Genomic DNA, 17,648 nt, shown 5'->3' on the forward strand with positions numbered 1-17,648 from the left:
GCACTGAAACACCGAGCTGTCTGCATCGCAGGCAAGCCAGCGCTTACACAAGCCAGTGCCCACTTGGTATCAAATCTGTCAGTGACGGAAGTGGCGCATGCCGGTGAACACCATGGCGATACCGGCTTCGTCGGCAGCGGCAATCACTTCTGCATCACGCATCGAACCGCCCGGTTGGATCACGGCGGTAACCCCTGCTTTCGCAGCGTTGTCCAGGCCATCACGGAACGGGAAGAACGCGTCGGACGCCATCACCGAGCCAGCCACCTGCAAACCGGCGTGCTCAGCCTTGATCGCGGCGATACGTGCCGAGTTCACGCGGCTCATCTGGCCGGCGCCGACACCGATGGTCTGGCGGTTCTTGGCGTAGACGATGGCGTTGGACTTAACGTACTTGGCGACTTTCCAGGCGAAGATCAGGTCGTTGATCTCTTGCTCGGTCGGGGCGCGTTTGGTGACGACTTTGAGGTCTTCGCTGCCGATCATGCCGATGTCGCGGCTCTGTACCAGCAAGCCGCCGTTGACGCGCTTGTAGTCCCAGGCAGCGGCGCGCTCAGCCGACCACTCACCGCAGGCCAGCAGGCGCACGTTGGCTTTGGCGGCAACAATGGCGCGGGCTTCTTCACTCACGGAAGGGGCGATGATCACTTCGACGAACTGACGCTCGACGATGGCTTTGGCGGTTTCTGCATCCAGCTCGCGGTTGAAGGCGATGATGCCGCCGAAGGCGGATTCGGTGTCGGTGGCGTAGGCCAGTTCGTACGCCTGGCGAATGCCGCCTTCAGCGTCCGGGCTTACGGCCACGCCGCACGGGTTGGCGTGCTTGACGATCACGCAGGCCGGCTTGACGAAGCTCTTCACACATTCCAGCGCGGCGTCGGTGTCGGCCACGTTGTTGTAGGACAGCTCTTTGCCTTGCAGCTGGGTCGCGGTGGCGATGCCGACTTCGGCCGGTTTGGCTTCCACGTAGAACGCCGCGCTCTGGTGCGGGTTCTCGCCGTAGCGCATTTCCTGGGCCTTGATGAACTGGCTGTTGAAGGTGCGCGGGAACTGGCTGCGGCCTTCTGTGCTGAGGGTTTCAGCCGCCTGGTTCACGGTGCCCATGTAGTTGGCGATCATGCCGTCGTAGGCGGCAGTGTGTTCGAACGCCTTGAGCATCAGGTCGAAACGCTGGGCGTAGGTCAGGCCGCCGGCTTTCAGGCTTTCGAGCACGTTGGCGTAGTCGCTGGCGTTAACCACGATGGCCACGTCTTTGTGGTTCTTGGCCGCGGAGCGAACCATGGTCGGGCCGCCGATATCGATGTTTTCGATGGCGGTCGGCAGGTCGCAGCCTGGCTTGTTGATGGTGGCTTCGAACGGGTAAAGGTTAACGGCCACCAGGTCGATCGGCTTGATGCCGTGTTCGGTCATGATGGCGTCGTCGATACCGCGACGACCGAGGATCCCGCCGTGGATTTTCGGGTGCAGGGTCTTGACCCGCCCGTCCATCATTTCTGCGAAACCGGTGTAGTCCGCGACTTCTACTGCGGCCACGCCGTTGTCCTGCAGCAGTTTGAAGGTCCCGCCCGTGGAGAGGATTTCCACGCCCAGGGCTTCCAGCTCCCGGGCAAATTCAAGGATCCCGGTCTTGTCGGAGACACTGATCAAGGCACGGCGGATCGGCAGGCGGGTAGTCTGGTCGGTCATTTCAATTTCCATCAAAAGCAAAGGAGTCAGCAAAAAAGGCGTCCGTTTTTACGCGGGCGCCTTTCTGGTTTGATTGAATGCTTACAGCAAATCGTACTGCTTGAGCTTTTTGCGCAAGGTGCCACGGTTGAGGCCCAGCAGCTCACTGGCTTTGGTCTGGTTGCCCTTGACGTAGTTCATCACGCTTTCGAGCAAGGGCGCTTCGACTTCGGAGAGCACCAGGTTGTACACGTCCGTGACGGAAGCGCCCTCAAGGTGGGCGAAATAATTGTGCAACGCCTTCTCGACACTCCCGCGAAGGGTCTGGCCTTCTTCGCTCGGTGTGTTCAGGTGCTGTTTCAAATTGACGTTGTCGCTCACGGGTGTTGTTCCACTCACTAAAGTCTCGGTCATCATCGTCATGCGGCCACCCCCTCTCCGTCCCCTGTCCCCAGGCTCTTGTAACGTTCGCTGAAAAACTCACGAACGTTGGCGCACTGTGCTTCCGTATCATCCAAACGATTGAAGTGGGCGCGAAACTCCCTGGCGCCCGGCAAGGTTGCGAGATACCAGCCGACATGCTTGCGAGCAATGCGTACTCCCATCACGTCTCCATAGAAGGCGTGCAGGGCGGCCAGATGCTCTAGCAGAATACGTTCCACCTCGATCAGCTCCGGTGCCGGCAACACGTCGCCGGTACGCAGAAAATGCTCGATCTCACGAAAAATCCATGGACGCCCCTGGGCGGCCCGGCCAATCAACAAGCCATCGGCACCGGTTGCGTGCAGCACGCGCCGGGCTTTCTCGGCTGAGTCGATATCGCCATTGGCAAACACCGGGATCGACACCGCCTGCTTGATCGCGGCAATGGTGTCGTACTCGGCTTCACCGGTGTAAAGGTCGGCGCGGGTGCGGCCGTGCACCGCCAACGCGGTAATTCCTGCCTGTTCGGCGATCTTCGCCACCGTCAGGCCATTCTTGTTGTCCCGGTCCCAACCGGTACGAATCTTCAGGGTGACCGGTACATCCACTGCGGCGACAACGGCCTGCAGGATCTCGGCAACCAATTGCTCATCTTTCAACAGCGCGGAACCGGCGGCCTTGTTGCAGACCTTCTTGGCCGGGCAGCCCATGTTGATATCGATGATCTGCGCACCCAACTCCACGTTGGCCCGCGCTGCTTCCGCCAGCATTTGTGCATCACCACCGGCGATCTGTACCGAGCGGGGCTCGGGATCACCTTCGTGGATCATGCGCATCCGCGATTTGCGGGTGTTCCACAAGCTCATGTCGCTGGTGACCATTTCAGAGACTACTAGACCCGCGCCCAAACGCTTGCACAGCTGACGAAAGGGCTGATCGGTGACGCCCGCCATCGGGGCGAGAATCAAACCGTTTGGCAATGTGTATGGGCCGATGCGTACCGCCGACATAGGACTTCCCTGTTGTGGGGCCGGATCATTAGAGTTCGAAAAAGGGTTGGCATGATACCCGCTCTCGATGACTGGATAAAGGCTGAATTGGATAAAATCTGAACAGTTATTTCTTTATCGCCACCGGTTTGGTAGGTGGCGGGGCAGTCAATAATTTGCCGTCAAACCTCGGAGCGTGAGCCGGCTCACTCGGGCGAGTGAAAACTCAGGCTGTAATTCACGGCTTTATTGCCTGGGTCGAGGATGTCCAGGGAGATATGGATCGGCGTTTGTGAAGGCATTTCGCTCACACCGGCCAATTCACCACTCAGGTATTCGCCGGGTTTGAAGCGACGACTGGCAATCAGGCTGCCGTTCAAGTCGGCAAAACGCAGCTCCAGCAGCGGGAAAGGCTGGGAGAACGTCGCACGGTTATAGATGATGGCGTCCACCACCAGCGCCCCGGCAAACTCCGGGTTGCTGCGTACCACCAGGTTACTGCTCTTGATATGCGCGATATCGACCCGTGATGGCACCGTGCAGCCCAGTGTTGGGCACAGTTGCTGGAACCATGGGCGGTACGCGTCCTGGCGGGCCAGATCATCGAATTGATAGGCAATGTACTGGCCTGCCAGGCCGGCGGCGGCCAGCAATACCAGGAACATCCAGAGGAGGCGACGGCCCCAGCCCGACGGACGTTTCTGCGCGTAAAGATGCAGCGGGTCGTCTTCCAGGTCCTGGAGTACATCGTCGTGAACGCTGGCTTCCGGGCGCGGGCGTTTGCGACGCGGCTGTGAGCGTTCTTCGGGTTCGGGCTCGTCGGCGGCAGCGGTCAGCGGCGTGAACGGCGGGTCGATATCGTCATCGTCAGGGGTTGAGTGCAGCGACGGCTCATCGTCAACGTCGTCAATGTGAAACGACATGGACGGCTCGGTGCGCTGCTTGGTCGCAGGCGCCTTGGGCGGCTCGGGTTGCTCTTCGCTGGCTTGGACACGTTCCTCGGGCGGTTCGCTGAACAGGCTGGCGGCCCACTTTTCTTCCTCGGCCTTGACGGTGTCACGGCTGGCGCTGAGGGCATCTTCCTTTTGCCGACGGTCGGCACCTGCTTGGCGACGCTCGGTGCCTGGCGGCAGGGTGTGCTGAATCTCGCGGCGTTCCAGCTTGGCCAGTTCTTCGTCCAGGTCGAGGTTGTCCAGGTCGAGCTCTTCGGCGGTCCACTGCTTCTGGCTGATCGCCCGCGGTGTTTGCGGGGCAGCCTCGGCAGCCGGCTGTGTACCGTGCGGCGCAGATGCACCGGCACGCTGCTCCAGCAACTGGCGGGCGGCGTTGAACACTTGCAGGCATGAGCCGCAGCGAACCACGCCACGGGCCACGCTTAATTGAGCGTGGCTGACGCGAAAGCGAGCTTGGCAATGCGGGCACTGGGTGACGAAACTGTCAGTCATGCGGCCATCCGATTCAGGCAAGCGCCCATTCTAGCGCCGACGACCACTGATGCGTACCCAGCCGTCACGGTTGGCGATCGGGTCCAGCTCGAAGTCCTGGGCATAGGCCGCCGCCACGTCTTCGCCTTGCTCGGCGAGAATACCCGACAGCGCCAGACGCCCACCTGGCTTGACCAGGCTCGACAGCTGCGGCGCCAGGGACACCAGCGGCCCGGCAAGGATATTCGCCACCAGCACATCGGCCTGGACCTGGGGCAATTGCTCCGGCAGGTACAGTGGGAATTTGCCTTCAGGAATATGGTTGCGCCCGGCGTTGTCGCGGGAGGCTTCCAGGGCTTGCACGTCGATGTCGGTGCCGACAGCTTCTTTGGCGCCCAGCAGCAGCGCGGCAATCGCCAGGATGCCCGAGCCGCAGCCGAAATCCAGCACGTTGCAGTCGGTCAGGTCCTGGCCATCAAGCCATTCCAGGCACAGCGCGGTGGTGGGGTGAGTACCGGTGCCGAATGCCAGGCCCGGGTCCAGCAGCAGGTTGACCGCATCCGGTTCAGGGGCGGCGTGCCAGCTGGGTACGATCCACAGGCGCTGGCCGAAACGCATCGGCTGGAAGTTGTCCATCCAGCTACGTTCCCAATCCTGGTCTTCGATCACTTCGCTGTGATGCTCCGGCAGCGGGCTGCCAGTGAGCAGTTCCATATGGGCCAGCACGGCGGCGGCATCGGTACCGTCTTCGAACAGGGCCAGCAAGTGGGTGTGGGACCACAGCGGCGTGGTGTTGAGTTCCGGTTCGAAGATTGGTTGGTCTTCGGCGTCCATGAAGGTCACCGAGACAGCGCCCACTTCGAGGAAAGCGTCTTCGTAGGTTTCGGCTTGTTCTGGGCTGATGGCGAGACGGACTTGCAGCCAAGGCATGGCGGGCACCTTTGAAAAAATGAGTGTGCGACGGCGGGGTCGCGAAAGCGCGCAAGTTTACGCGAGCGTGGAGAAGAAGACGACTGTACTGACAGTACACAGTCCAAATGTGGGAGGGGGCGAGCCCCCGATAGCGGAGGGTCAGTCACCTAATCTATGACTGAGCTGCTGCCATCGGGGGCAAGGCCCCTCCCACATTTAGACTGTATAGCTTCAAAATGGAGGGGCCATACACAACAAAGCCGCCCGAAGGCGGCTTTGTTGGGTGGAGCACTTACTGGTTAGCCAGCTTGTGTTCCAGGTAGTGAATGTTCACACCACCTTCGCAGAAGCCTTCATCGCGAACCAGATCCCGATGCAACGGGATGTTGGTCTTGATGCCGTCAACCACGATTTCGTCCAGGGCGTTACGCATACGGGCCATGGCCTCGTCGCGGGTGGCGCCCCAGGTGATCAGCTTGCCGATCAGCGAGTCGTAGTTGGACGGAACCTTGTAGCCGCTGTACAGGTGCGAATCCACACGTACGCCGTTGCCGCCGGGCGCGTGGAAGTGCTTGACCAGGCCAGGGCTTGGGATAAAGGTTTTCGGGTCTTCGGCGTTGATCCGGCACTCCAGGGAGTGGCCGTGGAGCTTCACGTCGTCCTGGGTGAAAGACAGCACGTTACCGGCGGCGATGCTCAGCATCTCCTTGACGATATCGATACCGGTGACCATCTCCGAAACCGGGTGCTCTACCTGTACACGAGTGTTCATCTCGATGAAGTAGAAGCGACCGTTTTCGTAGAGGAACTCAAAGGTCCCGGCGCCACGGTAGTTGATGTCGATACACGCCTTGACGCAGCGCGCCAGGACTTCCTGGCGAGCAGTTTCGTCCAGGCCCGGTGCCGGTGCTTCTTCCAGTACCTTCTGGTGACGGCGTTGCAGCGAGCAGTCGCGGTCGCCCAGGTGGATGGCGTGGCCCTGGCCGTCGGACAGCACCTGCACTTCCACGTGACGTGGGTTGGTCAGGTACTTTTCCAGGTAGACCATCGGGTTGCCGAACCAGGCAGCCGCTTCGGAGCGGGTCTGCTTGGCAGCTTCGATCAGGTCTTCTTCCTTGTGCACCACGCGCATGCCGCGACCACCACCGCCACCGGCGGCCTTGATGATCACCGGGTAACCGACTTCGCGACCAATGCGCAGGGCGGTTGCCTCGTCTTCAGGCAGCGGGCCGTCGGAACCTGGAACGGTGGGTACGCCGGCCGCGATCATGGCGTCTTTGGCCGATACCTTGTCGCCCATCAGGCGAATGGTTTCGGCTTTCGGACCGATGAAGGCAAACCCGGATTTTTCCACCTGTTCGGCGAAGTCGGCGTTTTCCGCTAGGAAGCCGTAGCCTGGGTGGATGCCATCAGCGCCAGTCACTTCAGCGGCCGCGATGATGTTCGAGACTTTCAGGTACGAGTTCGTGGCCAGTGGCGGGCCGATGCAAATGCTTTCGTCCGCCAGCTTCACGTGCATCAATTCAGTATCGGCCGTCGAGTAAACAGCGACGGTCTTGATGCCCTCTTCCTTACAGGCGCGCAGGATCCGCAGCGCGATTTCGCCGCGGTTGGCGATCAGGACTTTTTGCAGTTTCTTCGCAGGTTTCAACATCGAAGGTGCTCCGCGGTTCAAACGATGGTGAACAGCGGCTGGTCGTACTCAACCGGCTGACCGTTTTCTACCAGAATGGATTCGATGACGCCGGCTTTCTCAGCCGTGATGTGGTTCATCATCTTCATCGCTTCAACGATGCAGATGGTGTCGCCCACTTTCACGGTCGCGCCGACTTCAACGAAGGCTGGCGAGGTCGGTGCCGGGGTGCGGTAGAACGTACCGACCATTGGCGACTTGACCACGAAGCCGTTCAACACAGGCGCAGCAGGTGCGGCTGGCGCAGCGGCAGCAGGTGCGGCGGCCGGAGCAGCAGCGGCTGGTGCCGGCGCTTGCATCTGTGGCGCGTAGAACTGTTGGGCCGGGGTCTTGCTGTGACGGCTGATCCGTACGGACTCTTCGCCTTCCTTGATTTCCAGCTCGTCGATACCGGATTCTTCCAGCAGTTCGATCAGTTTCTTAACTTTACGGATATCCATGAATCATCAACTCCCAAGGGTCGGTCAGGGGCGCTTGGCCGGTTGTTCAATGTGTTCCAGGGCGGCCTCCAGGGCCAGTCGATAACCGCTGGCGCCAAGGCCGCAGATCACTCCTACCGCTACGTCGGAGAAGTAAGAGTGATGGCGGAAAGCTTCGCGTTTGTGCACGTTCGACAAGTGCACTTCAATAAATGGGATGCTCACCGCCAGCAGCGCGTCACGTAATGCAACGCTTGTATGCGTAAAAGCGGCGGGATTGATCAGGATAAAGTCCACGCCTTCGCCACGCGCGGCATGGATGCGATCAATCAATTCGTACTCGGCATTGCTTTGCAGGTACAGCAAATGGTGGCCGGCTTCACGCGCCCGTCGCTCCAGATCCACGTTGATCTGATCGAGGGTGACTGCCCCGTAGACGCCCGGTTCGCGGGTGCCGAGCAGGTTCAGGTTGGGTCCGTGAAGAACCAGTAAGGTCGCCATCGGCTGTTCCTTGTTATTGATGTGGGTACGGCAGAACTCGGCGACTATGCCGCAAAGCGTTTGTGACTGTCCAGTTCTATGCAGTAGGCAGCACGATTAGCGAGGATTGCGCGAAATTTGTGACTGTGGCCTGGATTCCGGTCATTGGTAGCACGGTCCTGAAGTCTCAGGAGATCCAATGTGGGAGCGGGCTTGCTCGCGAAAGCGGTGGATCAGTAAGAAATGAATTGACTGACCCACCGCATTCGCGAGCAAGCCCGCTCCCACATTGTGATCTGTGCATGGCATTGGAGCGGATTAAACGCGGAAAGCCTGCACAGCCGTATTGAGCTGCCCACCCAGCACCAGCAGGTGGTCGCCCTGGCGACGGCCCTGGCCAATACGCAGCAGATTATCTTCACCCAACTGGTGGATGCGTTCACTGTTATCGCGAATTTCACTGACGGCGCCACTCTGCTGGGCGGTCACATCGGCGATGCGCACTGCCGTGTCGGAAATCGTCTGGATTGCCCCGACGATTTTATCCAACGCACCGTCGGCCGCCTGGGCTTGCTGCGCGGTGGCTTCGGCGTGCTCGACCTGGGCGCGCATGCCTTGCACCGATTGGTGGGCCGCGGATTGCAGGCCGGCAATCAGCCCCTGAATCTCGGCGGTGGCGCCGGCGGTGCGCTGGGCCAGTGAGCGCACTTCATCAGCGACCACGGCAAACCCGCGCCCGGCTTCACCGGCCCGGGCTGCCTCGATGGCGGCATTAAGCGCAAGCAGGTTGGTCTGGTCGGCAATCGAGCGGATCACGGTCAGTACGCCGCCGATGGTCGCGGATTCTTCGGCGAGTTTTTCGATCATCTGCGCGTTTTGCTGCACTTCACCGACCAGCGCGTGCAAGCCGGTCAGGCTCAGGCCGATCACGCGTTGGCCCTGTTCCACGGCTTGACCCGCGCTGCGACTGGCGCCGGCCGCCTGGCTGGCATCCCCGGCCACTTGCTGGATGGTGGCTTCCAGTTCGCCCAGGGAGTCACGGATCTGCGCGGTATCGCCGGCCTGGCGCTCGGCACCGTCATGCAGACCACTGCTCAGCTCGGCGAGGGCGCGGCTGCTGCCGGCCACTTCCTCGGCATTCCCGCGAATGGTGCCCACCAGGTCCACCAGGTAGGCGCGCAGGCGATTCAGGGAGGCTTCGATGTCGTGCAATTCACGGTTGGTCTTGCCCAGCGCAATGGGCTGGCTGAAGTCGCCCTCGGCCCAGGTGGACAGGGCTGGCGCCAGGTTGGTCAATACTCGCGCCAGGCGCCGCTGCAGGGTGTCGATCAGCAGCGCGATCAACAGGATCAGGCCGATCATCACACCTTGCATCAGGCGGACTTCGCCCTGGATCTTGGCGTGTTGCGCGCGCACCACGGGTTCCAGGCTGGCGATGGATTGTTGTACGGCGGCGATTTTCAGCTGGGTGCCTGCAGCCAGTGCGGTGCGCTGCTGGATCTGCTCACGGGTGCGCTTGAGTTCGGCGGGGTAGCGGGTCAGCAGGCTGTTGAGTTCGCGCTTGAGGTCGACGCCGGTGTCCTGGACGTCGGTTTTTCCGCTGTTTTCAAGGCCCATCATGGCTGAAAAGTCATCGGAGCTGGATTCCGCGCTGGCCTTTACGCCCAGCAGGGGTAACTGCGCCAACAGGTCGGCCTGGGTGCGGATGCTGGCGACTTCGCGCTCTACGTCATCGGCCAATTCCGCGCGCCCGCTGCTCACCAGCTTATCGCGTGCCAGTGACAGCTTGCCCAAATGCTGGGACGCGGCCAGCAGTGGCGGCAAGTAACGGGCTGCCTCGGGCGAGTTGACGCCCATTGCGTACTGGCTCAGTTGCTCCAGGTTCGCGCTCAGCTCTCGCTCGGCCTGTAGCAGCAGTGCTTGCGGGTCGCCGGCCAGTTTGCCGGCGGCCAGCAGGTCGGTTTTGCTGAAGGCATCCAGGTCCGCGAGGCTGGGACGCAGGTTTTGCGTCAGCTCGGCGGGCAATTCATCCAGGTGCTGCAAGAGGTCTTCCAGGCTCTGGCTGGCGCTACTCAAACGCAACGCGTCGCCACTGGCCAGGTAGTCGTCGATATTGCGCGCGGCCTGGTTCTGGAAGGTTTGCGACAAACCCAGGTAGCGCTCCATCAGCGTGTAAGGCCGTTCGAGTGCGCGTTGCGACCACCACAGCGTCGCCCCAAGTGCCAGGCACACGGCTACCAGAAGAAGGGTATTCAGATTGGTCAGCAGCTTCAGGCGCATGCGTGGTTTCAACCGACAGCGAAAGATAAGTGCCTGAAGTTATTGCGTTTTCATTACAAGGTTATGACGGTATCAGTGGATTCCGGTGAAAAGATGGCACTTTGCTTTGACGTGCGTGCGGCCTGCACACGGTTACGTCCGGCGCCCTTGGCGCGGTACAGCGCCTCGTCTGCCTGAGCGGCCATCATCAGGCTGTCGGAGTCGTCGCACAGCTCCACCAGCCCGGCACTGAAGGTGCACCATAAATCCTGGGGTTGGGCGGGGTAGTGAATTTCGGCAAAGCGCCCACGGATTTCATCCAGCACCTTGCAGGCCGATTCCAGGTCGGTGTCGGGCATCACGATGGCGAATTCTTCACCGCCGTAGCGGCCGATGTAATCGGTCTTGCGCAAGCGCTGCTTGAGGAACAGCGCCAAACTCTTGATGACGCGGTCGCCCATGGGGTGGCCGTGGCTGTCATTGACCCGCTTGAAATGGTCGATATCGAGCATCGCAAAGCTCAGCGGTTTGTTCTCGCGGCGTGCGCGGAAGCTGCAGTCTTCGAGCAATTGCAGGATGTGGGTATGGTTGTACAGCCCGGTCAGGCTGTCACGCACCATGCGCGCCTTGAGGTTGCGCGCGCGGGCGGCGCGGTTGCGTACGGTGGTGATCAGGTGGCGCGGCTTGATCGGCTTGGTGAGGAAGTCATCGCCGCCTTCGCTCATGGCGTCCAGCTGTTTGTCCAGGTCGTCTTCGGCCGACAAGTAGATGATGGGCACGCTGACATAACGGTCGTTGTGGCGAATCACCTTGGCCAGTTCGGTGCCGGTACAGGCGGGCATGTACATGTCGAGGATGATCAGGTCCGGCTGGAAGTCCGCCAGCTCGGCCATGGCCTGGATCGGCTCGATCAGGGTGCGCGTGACGATGCCGGCGCTGTTGAGCAGGCGCTCGGTGTGCAATGCCTGGGCGCGTGAGTCGTCGATGATCAGCACTTTATAAGGCTCGTACTGCGCGACGCAGGTCAGCACTTCGATCTTTTCCAGCAGGCTGGAGGCTTCCAGCGTGCCGGTGAGGAACTCCTGGCCGCCCGCGCGCACCGCGGCCAGGCGCGTCGGGGTATCGGTTTCGTGCAGGCTGAAGAACAACAGCGGCAGCTTTTGCTCAAGGCCTTCCTGGGCTTCGGCCGCGAGCTTGAGGCCCAGGCCGGCCCCGCAGAAATCCACATCCATCACAATCGCCGAAGGCAGGCGCTCGGCCAGCGAGGACCGAAACGCTGCCACGCTGTCCAGCGACTGGGCGCTCATGCCAAAGAATTCCAGTTGCTTGGCCAGGCGCTCGGCGCGGTCGTGATCGGCCAGCATCACGTAGATCGGCTTGCGCATCGGTGGCAGGAACGTTTGCTCAAGCTGGTCGCCCTGGCGCAGGCCGGTGCGGGACAGGCGCTGCATCAGGCGGTTGAGTTCGGTGATCACCTGGCTGCTGAGGCGGCCACGGTTCTCGTCCACGACCTTGAGGGACTCGCCAATGTGCCGCGCCAGTTGGCCGTGTTCCGGCTGTTCGAAGCGTTCGGCAAAACGCAGCAGGCGCAGGTTTGCTTCGCTGAGTTCGGACAAATCTGTGTTTGACCATTCACTGCGCTGCAGGCGTTGCCAGATCTCAAGAATTTGACGTGCCTGATGAATTACCCGCTGGGCAAAGTGCTGCTTGAGACGCTCACGGCTGGGGTCTTCTGGCTCGGTCATATCCTGACTACTAGTGAGGGTGCATGCTGAGGTCGACTGATGGCTCTATGCTAGCACCTCTTTTCTTATATATGAGTGTCATACGTCAATTAAGTACACGTCTGTGCGATTCAGTTTCTGACCTTATGGTCGCGCTGCGTAAAAAGCCGGCATGCGTTATGGTTGCAGATCTTTATAGTCGAATCTGCCCGGTGCGCCACTTTGGTTAAAAGGCCCGCACCGATGGGCACGATGGGGTAGGGTTGTGGTCGGAGTGTTTGACCGCACCCGGACAATTGACGTGCATGAACTCAAGTGATTGAAAGGATATCGCCATGCTGGACTGGAAAAATCGTGCAGGCAGTGCCAAAGGCCCCGCCCCTGAGCCAAAGTCGACCCAACGCGGCTACTTTCGCAACCTGCTGATGAGCAAAGCGTTGCTCAGCGTGCTGGCCTTGTACCTGTTGGTCACCGGCGGCCTGGGTTGGTACTGGAGCGAAGAGCCGGCGCTGTTTCCGGTCCAGCAAAACGCCCAGCTTGCTGCGGAGAAGGAAGGCAAGCAGATGGTGATTGGCTACACCACTGTCGAAACCCTCAAGACCGTGGTCGGCACGTTGCTGAACAAGCCCGGTGGCTATATCTCCAACGACCGTTTCCCGCCAGGCTTGTGGATGGACAACATGCCGAGCTGGGAATACGGCGTGCTGGTGCAGGTGCGTGACTTGACCCGTGCCCTGCGTAAAGACTTCGCCCGTTCCCAGTCGCAGTCGGCCGAGGACGCCGATTTGGCCAAGGCCGAGCCACGCTTCAACTTTGACAACAAGAGCTGGGTGCTGCCATCCAGCGAGTCGGAGTACCAGGAAGGTATCAATTCCCTGAGCCGCTACGAAGCGCGTCTGTCCGACCCTAACCAGAGAGGCGCGCTGTTCTATGCGCGTGCCGACAACCTGAACAACTGGCTGGGTGATGTCGCCACTCGTTTGGGCTCGTTGTCGCAACGCCTGTCGGCCAGTGTCGGTCGGGTCAAGCTGAACACCGCGCTGAAAACCGAAGCCCTGGCGCCGGGTGAAGTGCCGCAGGTCGATGAAGAAGTGGTGGAAACCCCATGGATGCAGATCGACAACGTGTTCTACGAGGCCCGTGGCCAGGCCTGGGCTCTGTCTCACTTGCTGCGCGCCATCGAAGTCGATTTTGCCGACGTGCTGGCCAAGAAAAATGCCACCGTCAGCGTGCGTCAGATCATTCGTGAGCTGGAGGCCTCGCAGGAGCCGGTTTGGAGCCCTATGATTCTCAACGGCAGTGGCTTTGGCGTTCTCGCCAACCACTCGCTGGTCATGGCCAACTATATTTCCCGGGCAAACGCTGCAGTGATCGACTTGCGTCAGCTCCTCAACCAGGGGTAATGATGGACGCTACTCAAAATGAGGCCGCGCACCGCGCGGCCTCTGATGCTGAACTGATCTGCTGGGTCGACGACCAGGACAACCTGCTCGGCCATCTCGTCAGGTCTGACCTGCGTGAGCGCGGCCTGATCGGCCGTTGCACCTTTATCTTCCTGTTCAATTCGGCCGGCGAACTGTGTGTGCATCGGCGCACCTTGAGCAAAGCCTTGTACCCTGGGTTTTGGGACACGGCCGCGGGTGGCATGGTCGCGGCAGGCGAGTGTTACGCCGATTCGGCGGCCCGTGAATTGGAAGAAGAGCTTGGGGTGGGCGGCGTGGACCTGGTCGAGCATGACCATTTCTACTTCGAGGATGGCGCCAGCCGGCTCTGGTGCAAATCCTATTCGGCGGTCTGGGATGGCCCCTTACGCCTGCAGCCCGAAGAGGTCATGGAAGCGCGGTTTTTACCCCTTGAAAGGGTCCTGCAGGAAGCTGAACAAAAGCCTTACTGCCCGGACGCTCAAGAGGGCTTGCGGCGCTATCTGGCCTCGCGTCGCTAAAGTTGCATAAATTGGCGCTATTTGGCTCTTAGCAAGTCGGCTTTTTGCCGTTACACTGCGCGACTTTTCACCCGAACCACCTTTGCGGTTCGGTAGCGCTGCCCCTGCCTGAGTGGGGCTTCGCGGTCGATGCCCTGTTCTGTTTACGAGAACCGAGCACCGATCTGTCTTTGTCCTCCCAAGAGGATTGCCGGTGGCCAAAAAAGCCGCATCCTTCGCTGCCCTTGGTGGCTTGGTATTTTCCACCGACGCAGGTCGACACTGCCCGGACTGTCGCCAGCCCGTGGATTCGTGTACCTGCAAACAGACCCTGATCCCTGAAGGCGACGGTATTGCCCGCGTACGACGCGAGAGCAAGGGCCGTGGCGGCAAGACGGTGACCACCATCACCGGTGTGCCGCTGGCCGAAGAAGCCCTGAAGGAACTCGCCACCACGCTGAAAAAGCGCTGTGGCACGGGTGGCGCCCTGAAAGACGGCGTCATTGAGATCCAGGGCGATCACGTCGAGTTGCTGTTGGCCGAGCTGATCAAGCTGGGTTACAAGGCGAAGAAATCCGGCGGCTAGCAGCCTCTGTGAAACCCACCCCGATCGCCGGTTTGCTGAACGCGAACGGTCGTCTCCATGGTTTTCACAGAGCCTGTTCCTGACCGGTGTCTAAACTCTGTCCTGCGAGTGGGGTCTACCTTGCTTACAGGCAAATCGTCATTTTCATTCTTTAGACTTCGCCAGCCTTACAAGAAGGGCGCGGTGATCTTCGACTTTATATAGGGGACTTCGATGTCCGTACGACGCACACGCAAAGACGATGGCAGCCAATGGACAGTTGCGGACAGCCGCAGTGTTTACGGGATTCGCCATTGGGGGGCCGGGTATTTCGCGATCAATGATGCCGGTCGCGTTGAAGTCCGTCCGAACGGCCCGAACAGCACGCCCGTCGATCTGTACGAGCAAGTCGACCAGCTGCGCAAAAGCGGTTTGTCCTTGCCGCTGCTGGTGCGTTTTCCCGATATCCTGCAAGACCGTGTACGCCAACTGACCGGCGCTTTCGATTCCAATATCGAGCGCCTGGAATACCAGAGCAAGTACACCGCGCTGTACCCGATCAAAGTGAACCAGCAGGAAGCGGTGATCGAGAACATCATCGCCACCCAGGACGTTTCCATCGGCCTGGAAGCCGGTTCCAAGCCTGAGCTGCTGGCTGTGCTGGCCTTGGCACCCAAGGGTGGCACCATCGTCTGCAACGGTTACAAAGACCGTGAGTTCATCCGCCTGGCGCTGATGGGCCAGAAGCTGGGTCACAATGTTTTCATCGTGATCGAGAAAGAATCCGAAGTTGGCCTGGTGATCGAAGAAGCCGCCAACCTCAAGGTCAAGCCGCAGGTTGGCTTGCGCGTGCGTTTGTCGTCGCTGGCGTCGAGCAAATGGGCGGACACGGGTGGCGAGAAGTCCAAGTTCGGTTTGTCGGCGGCGCAGTTGCTGTCGGTGGTCGAGCGCTTCCGCGCGGCGGGCCTCGATCAAGGCATTCGTCTGCTGCACTTCCACATGGGCTCGCAGATCGCCAACCTGGCCGACTACCAGCACGGGTTCAAGGAAGCCATTCGTTATTACGGCGAACTGCGTAACCTCGGCCTGCCGGTGGACCACATCGACGTCGGCGGCGGCTTGGGCGTGGACTACGACGGGACCCACTCGCGTAATGCCAGCTCGATCAACTACGACATGGACGATTACGCCGGCGTCGTCGTCGGTATGCTCAAGGAATTCTGCGACGCGCAGAGCCTGCCGCACCCGAACATCTTCTCTGAAAGCGGCCGCTCCCTGACCGCCCACCACGCCATGCTGGTGGTGCAAGTCACCGACGTCGAAAAACACAACGACGACGTGCCGCAAATCGAGAACAAGGAAAGCCTGCCGGAAACCGTGCAATGGCTGGTGGACCTGCTGGGCCCGACCGACATCGAAATGGTCACCGAAACCTACTGGCGCGCCACTCACTACATGAGCGACGTGGCCACCCAGTACGCTGACGGCAAACTGACCCTGGCGGAAAAAGCCCTCGCCGAGCAGTGCTACTTTGCCGTGTGCCGTCGCTTGCACAACTCGTTGAAAGCCCGTCAGCGCTCGCACCGCCAAGTGCTGGACGAACTCAACGACAAGTTGGCCGACAAGTACATCTGCAACTTCTCGGTATTCCAGAGCTTGCCGGACACCTGGGCCATCGGCCAGGTTCTGCCGATTCTGCCGCTGCACCGTCTCGACGAAGAGCCGCTGCGCCGCGCCGTGCTGCAAGACCTGACCTGCGACTCCGACGGCAAGATCAAGCAATACGTCGACGAGCAGAGCATCGAGACCAGCCTGCCGGTGCACGCCTTGAATGAAGGTGAAGACTACTTGCTGGGCATCTTCCTGGTCGGCGCTTACCAGGAAATCCTCGGTGACATGCACAACCTGTTCGGTGATACCGACTCGGTGAACATCTACCAGCGCGAAGACGGTTCGGTGTACAGCGCCGGTATCGAGACCCACGACACCATCGAAGACATGCTGCGCTATGTGCACTTGTCGCCGGAGGAGTTGATGACGCATTACCGCGACAAGTGCGCGAGCGCGAAAATCAGTGCCAGCGAGCGCACGCAGTTCCTGGATGCGTTGCGTCTCGGTTTGACCCGCTCTTCGTACCTGTCCTCGTAATATCGGCTGGCAGAGATCTAAAATGTGGGAGCGGGCTTGCTCGCGAAAGCGGTACATCAGTCACACATGTGTTAACTGATTCACCGCTTTCGCGAGCAAACCCACTCCCACATTTGTATCTTCGTTTGGTTGTACCTTCTTCGTGAGGTCTGAACGATGTCGAGCAAACTCTTGCAAGTGTTCACCCTGGCGGTCGCCGCATTTCTCGCGGCGTGCTCGCCGATCAAAGTGCTCAACGCACTGACGCCCTCCAGCACCTTCACCAAAACCGCATCCATCGCCTACGGTGATGACCCCCGGCAAAAACTCGATATCTACCGCCCCGTCGCGGCCGCACCCAACGCGCCCGTCGTGGTGTTTTTCTACGGTGGCAGTTGGAACAGCGGCGCCAAGGACGATTATGGTTTTGTCGGCGAGGCACTGGCCTCACGCGGCATCGTCGTCGTGATCGCCGACTATCGGCTCTATCCGCAAGTGCGTTACCCAAGCTTTCTTCAAGACGGCGCCCAAGCGGTGGCCTGGACGCGTCAACACATCGCCGAATACGGCGCCGACCCCACGCAGTTGTACCTGATGGGCCACAGCTCCGGCGCCTACAACGCCTCGATGCTGGCGCTGGATGCGCGCTGGCTCAATGAGGTGAACCTGGCGCCCTCGATGCTCAAGGGCTGGATTGGCCTGACCGGGCCCTATGACTTTCTGCCGATTGAAAACCGCGATGTGCGCCCGGTGTTTTTCTTTCCGAATTCCCCGGCCGACTCCCAGCCGATCAACCACGTCGACCATGGCGCGCCGCCGAGCCTGTTGATTGCCTCGGCGAGCGACACGCTGGTCAACCCCACACGCAACACCGGCGGGCTGGCGAAAAAACTGCACGACGCGGGTGTGCCGGTCGAGGTGTTTTACTTCACCAAGACCAACCACGCGACATTGGTGGCATCGATTGCCAAACCCTTGCGCTGGCTGGCACCAGTGCTGGATCGGGTCACGGCGTTTATCCAGTCCACTCCGGGCCAGTGAGGCTGG

At 60.6% G+C, this 17,648-nt stretch carries 15 protein-coding genes; 5 read left to right on the forward strand and 10 right to left on the reverse strand.

The features are described 5' to 3' along the window. Window positions 1-78: 78 nt before the first annotated feature. The 10 genes from purH to A7D21_RS01620 all read right to left on the reverse strand — a co-directional run bounded on the left by purH (window position 79) and on the right by A7D21_RS01620 (window position 12,009). Window positions 79-1,686: a bifunctional phosphoribosylaminoimidazolecarboxamide formyltransferase/IMP cyclohydrolase gene (gene purH / locus A7D21_RS01575; RefSeq protein ID WP_053254128.1), complete on the reverse strand. Its 1,608-nt coding sequence runs from the start codon at window positions 1,684-1,686 to the stop codon at window positions 79-81. A gap of 81 nt (window positions 1,687-1,767) precedes the next feature. After that, complete coding sequence (gene fis, locus A7D21_RS01580; protein WP_002555375.1) at window positions 1,768-2,088, reverse strand: DNA-binding transcriptional regulator Fis; 321 nt, start codon at window positions 2,086-2,088, stop codon at window positions 1,768-1,770. Beyond that, window positions 2,085-3,098 (reverse strand): tRNA dihydrouridine synthase DusB, encoded by a 1,014-nt coding sequence (gene dusB, locus A7D21_RS01585; RefSeq protein WP_069550922.1) that lies wholly within the window; start codon window positions 3,096-3,098, stop codon window positions 2,085-2,087. Before dusB ends, fis begins: the two co-directional genes overlap by 4 nt. A 185-nt stretch (window positions 3,099-3,283) precedes the next feature. Then, window positions 3,284-4,522, reverse strand: coding sequence for a DUF3426 domain-containing protein (locus A7D21_RS01590; RefSeq protein WP_069550923.1), 1,239 nt, complete (start codon window positions 4,520-4,522; stop codon window positions 3,284-3,286). A 30-nt stretch (window positions 4,523-4,552) separates the two neighbouring features. After that, window positions 4,553-5,431 (reverse strand): 50S ribosomal protein L11 methyltransferase, encoded by an 879-nt coding sequence (prmA, locus tag A7D21_RS01595; RefSeq protein WP_069550924.1) that lies wholly within the window; start codon window positions 5,429-5,431, stop codon window positions 4,553-4,555. 274 nt (window positions 5,432-5,705) lie between these two features. Next, a complete protein-coding gene (gene accC, locus A7D21_RS01600) occupies window positions 5,706-7,067 on the reverse strand; it encodes an acetyl-CoA carboxylase biotin carboxylase subunit (RefSeq protein WP_053254132.1) in 1,362 nt (453 codons plus the stop codon). 17 nt (window positions 7,068-7,084) lie between these two features. After that, window positions 7,085-7,546 carry an acetyl-CoA carboxylase biotin carboxyl carrier protein gene (accB, locus tag A7D21_RS01605; protein WP_017738537.1) on the reverse strand — a complete coding sequence of 154 codons (462 nt, stop codon included), beginning with the start codon at window positions 7,544-7,546 and terminating at the stop codon, window positions 7,085-7,087. A 24-nt stretch (window positions 7,547-7,570) separates the two neighbouring features. Further along, entirely contained in the window at window positions 7,571-8,026 is a 456-nt protein-coding gene (aroQ, locus tag A7D21_RS01610) for a type II 3-dehydroquinate dehydratase (RefSeq protein WP_053254133.1), read from the reverse strand. 297 nt (window positions 8,027-8,323) lie between these two features. Continuing rightward, window positions 8,324-10,285 carry a methyl-accepting chemotaxis protein gene (locus A7D21_RS01615; protein ID WP_053254134.1) on the reverse strand — a complete coding sequence of 654 codons (1,962 nt, stop codon included), beginning with the start codon at window positions 10,283-10,285 and terminating at the stop codon, window positions 8,324-8,326. Between the two features lie 53 nt (window positions 10,286-10,338). After that, a complete protein-coding gene (locus A7D21_RS01620; RefSeq protein WP_053254135.1) occupies window positions 10,339-12,009 on the reverse strand; it encodes a PleD family two-component system response regulator in 1,671 nt (556 codons plus the stop codon). A 404-nt stretch (window positions 12,010-12,413) separates the two neighbouring features. Here A7D21_RS01620 and A7D21_RS01625 point away from each other — a divergent pair, with 404 nt between their 5' ends. The 5 genes from A7D21_RS01625 to A7D21_RS01645 all read left to right on the forward strand — a co-directional run bounded on the left by A7D21_RS01625 (window position 12,414) and on the right by A7D21_RS01645 (window position 17,642). Beyond that, a complete protein-coding gene (locus tag A7D21_RS01625; RefSeq protein WP_371850841.1) occupies window positions 12,414-13,391 on the forward strand; it encodes a DUF2333 family protein in 978 nt (325 codons plus the stop codon). 2 nt (window positions 13,392-13,393) lie between these two features. After that, a complete protein-coding gene (locus A7D21_RS01630; protein WP_053254137.1) occupies window positions 13,394-13,930 on the forward strand; it encodes an NUDIX hydrolase in 537 nt (178 codons plus the stop codon). Between the two features lie 193 nt (window positions 13,931-14,123). Continuing rightward, complete coding sequence (locus tag A7D21_RS01635; protein WP_012722004.1) at window positions 14,124-14,495, forward strand: translation initiation factor Sui1; 372 nt, start codon at window positions 14,124-14,126, stop codon at window positions 14,493-14,495. Between the two features lie 213 nt (window positions 14,496-14,708). Then, window positions 14,709-16,622, forward strand: a complete 1,914-nt coding sequence (gene speA, locus A7D21_RS01640) for an arginine decarboxylase (RefSeq protein WP_053254139.1) — start codon at window positions 14,709-14,711, stop codon at window positions 16,620-16,622. A 156-nt stretch (window positions 16,623-16,778) separates the two neighbouring features. Further along, window positions 16,779-17,642, forward strand: a complete 864-nt coding sequence (locus A7D21_RS01645; protein ID WP_069550925.1) for an alpha/beta hydrolase — start codon at window positions 16,779-16,781, stop codon at window positions 17,640-17,642. The last annotated feature ends 6 nt before the right edge of the window (window positions 17,643-17,648 follow it).

This window comes from Pseudomonas sp. AP19 (assembly GCF_001728855.1).
Taxonomy (GTDB): Bacteria; Pseudomonadota; Gammaproteobacteria; order Pseudomonadales; family Pseudomonadaceae; genus Aquipseudomonas; species Aquipseudomonas fluorescens.